8 protein-coding genes are annotated in these 8099 nt (G+C 29.2%); 2 read left to right on the forward strand and 6 right to left on the reverse strand.

What is annotated here, in order from left to right; translation table 4 throughout:
* The 3 genes from UUR8_RS00005 to UUR8_RS00015 all read right to left on the reverse strand — a co-directional run.
* A partial coding sequence (locus tag UUR8_RS00005; RefSeq protein WP_004025495.1) for a hypothetical protein occupies positions 1–378 on the reverse strand: 378 nt, incomplete at its 3' end.
* A gap of 279 nt (positions 379–657) precedes the next feature.
* Positions 658–1479, reverse strand: coding sequence for a DUF1410 domain-containing protein (locus UUR8_RS00010; protein WP_004025499.1), 822 nt, complete (start codon positions 1477–1479; stop codon positions 658–660).
* A gap of 291 nt (positions 1480–1770) precedes the next feature.
* A complete protein-coding gene (locus tag UUR8_RS00015; RefSeq protein ID WP_004025501.1) occupies positions 1771–2058 on the reverse strand; it encodes a hypothetical protein in 288 nt (95 codons plus the stop codon).
* A 764-nt stretch (positions 2059–2822) separates the two neighbouring features.
* On the opposite strand from UUR8_RS00015, the gene UUR8_RS03735 reads away from it, so the two are divergent.
* The gene (locus UUR8_RS03735) at positions 2823–3002 is read left to right on the forward strand and encodes a hypothetical protein (protein ID WP_230438553.1); all 180 of its coding nucleotides are present in this window, start codon (positions 2823–2825) and stop codon (positions 3000–3002) included.
* 94 nt (positions 3003–3096) lie between these two features.
* On the opposite strand, the gene UUR8_RS00025 is transcribed toward UUR8_RS03735, so the two are convergent.
* From UUR8_RS00025 to UUR8_RS03745, 3 genes are all read right to left on the reverse strand, one after another.
* Positions 3097–3519 carry a DUF1410 domain-containing protein gene (locus UUR8_RS00025; protein WP_004025497.1) on the reverse strand — a complete coding sequence of 141 codons (423 nt, stop codon included), beginning with the start codon at positions 3517–3519 and terminating at the stop codon, positions 3097–3099.
* A gap of 243 nt (positions 3520–3762) precedes the next feature.
* A complete protein-coding gene (locus UUR8_RS03740) occupies positions 3763–4515 on the reverse strand; it encodes a hypothetical protein (RefSeq protein WP_004025500.1) in 753 nt (250 codons plus the stop codon).
* A gap of 121 nt (positions 4516–4636) precedes the next feature.
* Positions 4637–6973: an MBA family surface membrane protein gene (locus tag UUR8_RS03745; protein WP_004025498.1), complete on the reverse strand. Its 2337-nt coding sequence runs from the start codon at positions 6971–6973 to the stop codon at positions 4637–4639.
* Positions 6974–7367: 394 nt separating this feature from the next.
* On the opposite strand from UUR8_RS03745, the gene UUR8_RS03750 reads away from it, so the two are divergent.
* The coding region (locus UUR8_RS03750; RefSeq protein WP_004025496.1) for a hypothetical protein at positions 7368–8099 on the forward strand (732 nt) is incomplete at its 3' end.

The raw sequence follows: 8099 nt of genomic DNA on the forward strand, positions 1-8099 counted from the left end.
GCCTGCAATTTTAGTTGCTTCACTTTGTAACGTTCTTAGTTCTTGTTCTGATCAAACATACTCATTATTTTCGTTTTTTTGATCAAATGGTGTTAAATTTTTTTGAGCACGAGGCTTATCAACCAATCTTAAAATACACATTAAAATAATTCAATAATCAGTTTGGATCTTTATTTTATAATCTTCCACTACTCTTTTGAATTCTTCTTCTTTTAATTTTTTAATTTCATCTTCACTTAATGGTTTACCATTTTTATCTTTTGTTAATTTAGAATTAAATTTAAAATAATAATCAATATCTTCTTTAGTTATAGGATAACTATGATTAATTCATTCTCGATCTTTATATTTATCATAAACTCTTGCTTGATCATTCAATAATCCAATTTCATGTTCAATTTCTTTAATCGTCTTATTTTCACATTCGTTTACATAAATTCATTTATAACCATTTCATCTTGCGCGAATTGAATAAAGTGAAGCAGTTTCTTTGTATACTAATTCAACACTACTTACAACTGCTTTATCTTCTTTTGGTGCAAGTGTTGGAGTAGGTGCATTTCCAAAGTTTACTTTTTCTGTTTGATAATTAAAATTCTAAAATTATTAGTTTTAAACAATAAAAAATAGCCTAGTCTTAGGCTATTATTACTCTAATTATTTTGTTTCTATAGCTTTTTCCTTTATAGAAATATTTAGTAATTTAGCATTTGTTAATTTAACTTCATAATTAACATTTGTTCCATTCATTTTATCTTTTAAATCAATTTCTAAACCATCTTTATTTAGTAATTGATTTTTTGTTAATGATTTGTGAACAACTTGTGTTATGCCATCTTTTTTTGTTATTTCTATATCAAACGTTAATAACGGTTGATTATTTTGAAAAGAATCTAAAATATTAAAGTTTTCTAATTTTATATTAACTTTTTTATCATTTTTGTTAAACGACATAATTAATTTAGCTTGATCAACATATGATTTTAATAATTCTTCTTGATCGAATTTAATTTCATTACCATTTAAAGTAAGTTTTGAAATCTCATAATTTGTATTTGATTCTAGTCCGTTTAATTTGCCACTAAGTGTTTTAGTTTGTTCATTGTAAGTTAAATCAGTTGCTTTAATAGATGCTGAAGTGCCATTTTGATTCTTATTAACTTCTAAAACAAAGTCTTTTTTATTTTGATCTGCTAGTTCAAATTTGCTAAATGTAACTTCAATATATGCAACGCCATTTTTAACTTCGCCAATTTTTACTCCACTTGCTATAGCTTCATTTTTTTTAGGTGTTGGAGTCATTTCAACTTTTTTAAGTTCGTCACTTAGACTAACTTCAACATTATTTAATGTTAATTTAGAAACTTTGTAAGTTCCTTCACTTAACTCACTTAAATCAGCTGTTGCACTTAATTTATCTTCACTTAATACTAAGTCAACTTCTTTTGTTTCACTATCTTTAGTTAAAGTTAATTTCAATGATTTTTGGCTTTCGTCTTTTAGTTGAACTGCTGAGGCAAATGTTAATTTAACTTTTGCTGTTTTTGTTTGTGCATTAACTTCGCTAAACTCAACATTACTTACAATTGCTTTATCTTCTTTTGGTGTAGGTGTTGGAGTAGGTTCTGGAGTTGGTGTAGGCGCATTTTCAAAGTCTACTTTTTCTGTTTGATAATTAAAATTCTAAAAATTATCAGTTTTTAAGGTAATAAAAAATAGCCCAATTTTGAGCTATTTAATTTATTTTTTAGAAAATTTGTAACTAGATAATTATTTTTCAGTTGATCCACCTTCTGTGCTACCTGTTTCAGGTTTTTTACCTTCAGTTGATCCACCTTCTGTGCTACCTGTTTCAGGTTTTTTAGAAGCTTCTACTTTTAATTCTTTATTTTTAATTTCGTCATTTAAACTAACTTCATTACCATTTAAAGTTAATTTAGTTACTTTATAAGTTCCTTCATTTAACACATTTAAATCAGCTGTTGCACTTAATTTATCTTGACTTAATACTAAGTCAACTTCTTTTGTTTCACTATCTTTAGTTAAAGTTAATTTCAATGATTTTTGGCTTTCGTCTTTTAGTTGAACTGCTGAGGCAAATGTTAATTTAACTTTTGCTGTTTTTGTTTGTGCATTAACTTCGCTAAACTCAACATTACTTACAATTGCTTTATCTTCTTTTGGTGTAGGTGTTGGAGTAGGTTCTGGAGTTGGTGTAGGCGCATTTTCAAAGTCTACTTTTTCTGTTTGATAATTAAAATTCTAAAAATTATCAGTTTTAAGGTAATAAAAAAAGCCCAATTTTGAGCTATTATTAATTTTATTATTTTAACTTTTTAAGTTCTTCTTTTGCTTTAGCTAATTCTTGTTCAAGGTTTTGTTTTTGTGTTTGTTTTTCTTGAACAACTTTTTCTAATTCTTTAACTTTTGCAACATCGTTTTTACCTGCTTTTTCAGTTTTAACAGCGTTTTCAGCTTCTGTTAATGCAGTTGTTGCTTCTTTTACTTTTTTATCTAAATCAGCAACTTTTGCTTCTAATTGTTCTTCTGTTAGAGCAGGAGTATTTGATGGATGATCTCCTTGTTCGTTTCCACCATTTCCATTATTATTTTTGTCTTCAATTAATAATTTACTATTCTTAACTGTATCATTTAAATTGATTTCATTACCATTTAATGTTAATTTAGATAAATTATAAGTACCTTCTTTTAAGTTAGATAACTTCCCACTTAAAGTTTTAGTAGTTTCATCATAGCTTAAATCACTAACTTGAATTGGAGTTGTTTCGCCTTTTTTAGTAACTTCTAAGTTAAATACTTTTTTGTTAGAATCCGCTAATTCTAATTTACTAAAAACTAATGAAACTGTTCCTTCATCTTTTTTGTTTTTATCTTTTGTAAATGTAACATTACTTACAATTGCTTCATCTTTTTTGGGCGTTGGAGTCGGAGTAGGTGATGGTGTAGGTGTGTTTCCAAAGTCTACTTTGTCTGTTTGATAATTAAAATTCTAAAAATTATCAGTTTTAAGGTAATAAAAAATAGCCCAATTTTGAGCTATTTAATTTATTTTTTAGAAAATTTGTAACTAGATAATTATTTTTCAGTTGATCCACCTTCTGTGCTACCTGTTTCAGGTTTTTTAGAAGCTTCTACTTTTAATTCTTTATTTTTAATTTCGTCATTTAAACTAACTTCATTACCATTTAAAGTTAATTTAGTTACTTTATAAGTTCCTTCATTTAACTCATTTAAATCAGCTGTTGCACTTAATTTATCTTCACTTAATACTAAGTCAACTTCTTTTGTTTCACTATCTTTAGTTAAAGTTAATTTTAATGATTTTTGATTTTCATCTTTTAGTTGAACTGCTAAGGTAAATGTTAATTTAACTTTTGCTGTTTTTGCTTGTGCATTAACTTCACTAAATTTAACACTACTTACAACCGCTTCATCTTTTTTAGGTGTGGGTGTTGGTTGTGGAGTTGGAGTTGGTGCAGGCGCATTTTCAAAGTCCACTTTTTCTCTTTGATAATTCAAATTCTAAAAATTATCAATTTTAAACAATAGAAAAAACATTTGAAATAAAGTATTTATTTTTTATATTTCATATTAATTTTCCATTATTTTTTTGATCTAAATTTTATTAAATAAACAATTATAAGAGTCGTTTTTTATTTTGATTTTTGTAATCTTATATGTTTTGTTGGGATAAAAAAATAGCCCAATTCATAGGCTATTAATCTCTTTATATATAAATAATTAAAAAGGCACTTTTTTAAAAAAAATATAAATTTTATTTTCCTGGTTTTGTAGTTTCACCACTTCCTGGTTTTGTAGTTTCACCACTTCCTGGTTTTGTAGTTTCACCACTTCCTGGTTTTGTAGTTTCACCACTTCCTGGTTTTGTAGTTTCACCACTTCCTGGTTTTGTAGTTTCACCACTTCCTGGTTTTGTAGTTTCACCACTTCCTGGTTTTGTAGTTTCACCACTTCCTGGTTTTGTAGTTTCACCACTTCCTGGTTTTGTAGTTTCACCACTTCCTGGTTTTGTAGTTTCACCACTTCCTGGTTTTGTAGTTTCACCACTTCCTGGTTTTGTAGTTTCACCACTTCCTGGTTTTGTAGTTTCACCACTTCCTGGTTTTGTAGTTTCACCACTTCCTGGTTTTGTAGTTTCACCACTTCCTGGTTTTGTAGTTTCACCACTTCCTGGTTTTGTAGTTTCACCACTTCCTGGTTTTGTAGTTTCACCACTTCCTGGTTTTGTAGTTTCACCACTTCCTGGTTTTGTAGTTTCACCACTTCCTGGTTTTGTAGTTTCACCACTTCCTGGTTTTGTAGTTTCACCACTTCCTGGTTTTGTAGTTTCACCACTTCCTGGTTTTGTAGTTTCACCACTTCCTGGTTTTGTAGTTTCACCACTTCCTGGTTTTGTAGTTTCACCACTTCCTGGTTTTGTAGTTTCACCACTTCCTGGTTTTGTAGTTTCACCACTTCCTGGTTTTGTTTCAAAACCTATATTTTCTGTTTGATAATTAAAATTCTAAAATTATTAGTTTTAGGTAATAAAAAAAATACCAAACAAAGGCATCTTATTTTTAAGATTCTTGAATGGTATTTATTAATTATTTTTTTATGCTTGAAGAACTTTTAATTCTTCTTTAGCTGAATCTACTGCTTGTTGTTTTGTTTTTTGATTTTCTTTAGCTGTTTCTAATGATTGATTTGCATCAGTTGATTCTTTAGTTGCTTGATCTAGTTTAGTTTTAGCAGCATCAACAGCTTTTTGTTTAGTTTCAACATCAGATTTAGCTGTTGTTAATTCTTTTTCTGCAGCATCTAATTTAGCTTTAACAGCCTTAACTTTTTCTTCTTTATTTTCTGTAGAACCTTCAGCTACTTTTAATTCTTCTTTAGCTGAATCTACAGCTTGTTGTTTTGTTTTTTGATTTTCTTTAGCTGTTTCTAATGATTGATTTGCATCAGTTGATTCTTTAGTTGCTTGATCTAGTTTAGTTTTAGCAGCATCAACAGCTTTTTGTTTAGTTTCAACATCAGATTTAGCTGTTGTTAATTCTTTTTCTGCAGCATCTAATTTAGCTTTAACAGCCTTAACTTTTTCTTCTTTATTTTCTGTAGAACCTTCAGCTACTTTTAATTCTTCTTTAGCTGAATCTACAGCTTGTTGTTTTGTTTTTTGATTTTCTTTAGCTGTTTCTAATGATTGATTTGCATCAGTTGATTCTTTAGTTGCTTGATCTAGTTTAGTTTTAGCAGCATCAACAGCTTTTTGTTTAGTTTCAACATCAGATTTAGCTGTTGTTAATTCTTTTTCTGCAGCATCTAATTTAGCTTTAACAGCCTTAACTTTTTCTTCTTTATTTTCTGTAGAACCTTCAGCTACTTTTAATTCTTCTTTAGCTGAATCTACAGCTTGTTGTTTTGTTTTTTGATTTTCTTTAGCTGTTTCTAATGATTGATTTGCATCAGTTGATTCTTTAGTTGCTTGATCTAGTTTAGTTTTAGCAGCATCAACAGCTTTTTGTTTAGTTTCAACATCAGATTTAGCTGTTGTTAATTCTTTTTCTGCAGCATCTAATTTAGCTTTAACAGCCTTAACTTTTTCTTCTTTATTTTCTGTAGAACCTTCAGCTACTTTTAATTCTTCTTTAGCTGAATCTACAGCTTGTTGTTTTGTTTTTTGATTTTCTTTAGCTGTTTCTAATGATTGATTTGCATCAGTTGATTCTTTAGTTGCTTGATCTAGTTTAGTTTTAGCAGCATCAACAGCTTTTTGTTTAGTTTCAACATCAGATTTAGCTGTTGTCAATTCTTTTTCTGCAGCATCTAATTTAGCTTTAACAGCCTTAACTTTTTCTTCTTTATTTTCTGTAGAACCTTCAGCTACTTTTAATTCTTCTTTAGCTGAATCTACAGCTTGTTGTTTTGTTTTTTGATTTTCTTTAGCTGTTTCTAATGATTGATTTGCATCAGTTGATTCTTTAGTTGCTTGATCTAGTTTAGTTTTAGCAGCATCAACAGCTTTTTGTTTAGTTTCAACATCAGATTTAGCTGTTGTCAATTCTTTTTCTGCAGCATCTAATTTAGCTTTAACAGCCTTAACTTTTTCTTCTTTATCTTTTTGCAGATTTGATGGTTGGGCACTTTGTTCATTAATTGGTCCAACTTTTAGTTCAACTTTTTTAATTTCTTCGCTTAAACTAACTTCATTACCATTTAAAGTTAATTTAGATAAATTATAAGTACCTTCTTTTAAGTTAGATAACTTTCCACTTAAAGTTTTAGATGCTTCATCATATTTTAAATCGCTTGCTTGAATTGGTGCTGTTTCACCTTTTTTAGTAACTTCTAAAACAAATATTTTTTTGCTAGCATCTGCTAATTCTAATTTACTAAAAACTAATGAAACTGTTGCCTCATCTTTTTTATTTTCAACTTTTTTAAATTCAACACTACTTACAACTGCTTCGTCTTTTTTAGGTGTTGGAGTAGGTGATGGTGTAGGTGTGTTTTCAAACTCCACTTTTTCTGTTTGATAATTAAAATTATCAGGTAATACTAAAGATGCAGTTTTTAGTAAGCCACCTTTATTAATAATAGTTAATTGTTCTTTAGCTTTTGGTTCACGTGGTAATTTAACATAGATTTTTTTGTTAAGTAAGTGACCTTTTGTTGTTGCGTTTTCTGTTTTATTTTCAGCTGATGTAATTGCAACATTGAATTCAGCTTCGTTTAATGCTTTTTTATCATTTTCAGTTAAATCATCGAAATTTTCAATGTCGTAAACAGCGTAAAAGCTCTTTTCGTCTTTTGATTTAACAAGTTGACTACTTAATTTAGATTTAACATTTGAGCTAGAACATGAAGCTGCCACAGCAACTACCCCTGCTCCCACTAAAGTTACCCCTAGTGTAATTGCTCAAAATTTCTTATTTTTTAATAATTTCATTTATAACGATCTCCTAATAAACTAAATATGAAATTTAGTTTTATTATTCTATTGTTTTTTGTGTCTATTTATAGTTTTGCAAATATATTTTTCTTTAGAATGTATAGATAATAACAACATTAAGATTTTGTTTAATCTCATGTTGTTTTTAATAGGAATTTTAATTTTAACGAAAACATATGAAGATTGCAAATGTCTTTCGCTTAACACTTGCAATTTAATTTTATAATTTTTATTAGTTTTTTTTTTTTTTTTAATGTGTTTTTTGAAGAAATTTTTAATTAAAAATAAAGTTGTTAATAAAAATTAATGTTTATTTTGAATTTTATAATTTTTTGTTCCTATTTTTACACTAAGTTTTATTATTTTAATTATCAAACAGAAAATATAGGTTTTGAAACAAAACCAGGAAGTGGTGAAACTACAAAACCAGGAAGTGGTGAAACTACAAAACCAGGAAGTGGTGAAACTACAAAACCAGGAAGTGGTGAAACTACAAAACCAGGAAGTGGTGAAACTACAAAACCAGGAAGTGGTGAAACTACAAAACCAGGAAGTGGTGAAACTACAAAACCAGGAAGTGGTGAAACTACAAAACCAGGAAGTGGTGAAACTACAAAACCAGGAAGTGGTGAAACTACAAAACCAGGAAGTGGTGAAACTACAAAACCAGGAAGTGGTGAAACTACAAAACCAGGAAGTGGTGAAACTACAAAACCAGGAAGTGGTGAAACTACAAAACCAGGAAGTGGTGAAACTACAAAACCAGGAAGTGGTGAAACTACAAAACCAGGAAGTGGTGAAACTACAAAACCAGGAAGTGGTGAAACTACAAAACCAGGAAGTGGTGAAACTACAAAACCAGGAAGTGGTGAAACTACAAAACCAGGAAGTGGTGAAACTACAAAACCAGGAAGTGGTGAAACTACAAAACCAGGAAGTGGTGAAACTACAAAACCAGGAAGTGGTGAAACTACAAAACCAGGAAGTGGTGAAACTACAAAACCAGGAAGTGGTGAAACTACAAAACCAGGAAGTGGTGAAACTACAAAACCAGGAAGTGGTGAAACTACAAAACCAGGAAGTGGTGAAACTACAAAACCAGGAAAATAAAATTTATATTTTT

Source organism: Ureaplasma urealyticum serovar 8 str. ATCC 27618 (genome assembly GCF_000169535.1).
In the GTDB taxonomy this organism is placed as follows: Bacteria; Bacillota_I; Bacilli_A; order Mycoplasmatales; family Mycoplasmoidaceae; genus Ureaplasma; species Ureaplasma urealyticum.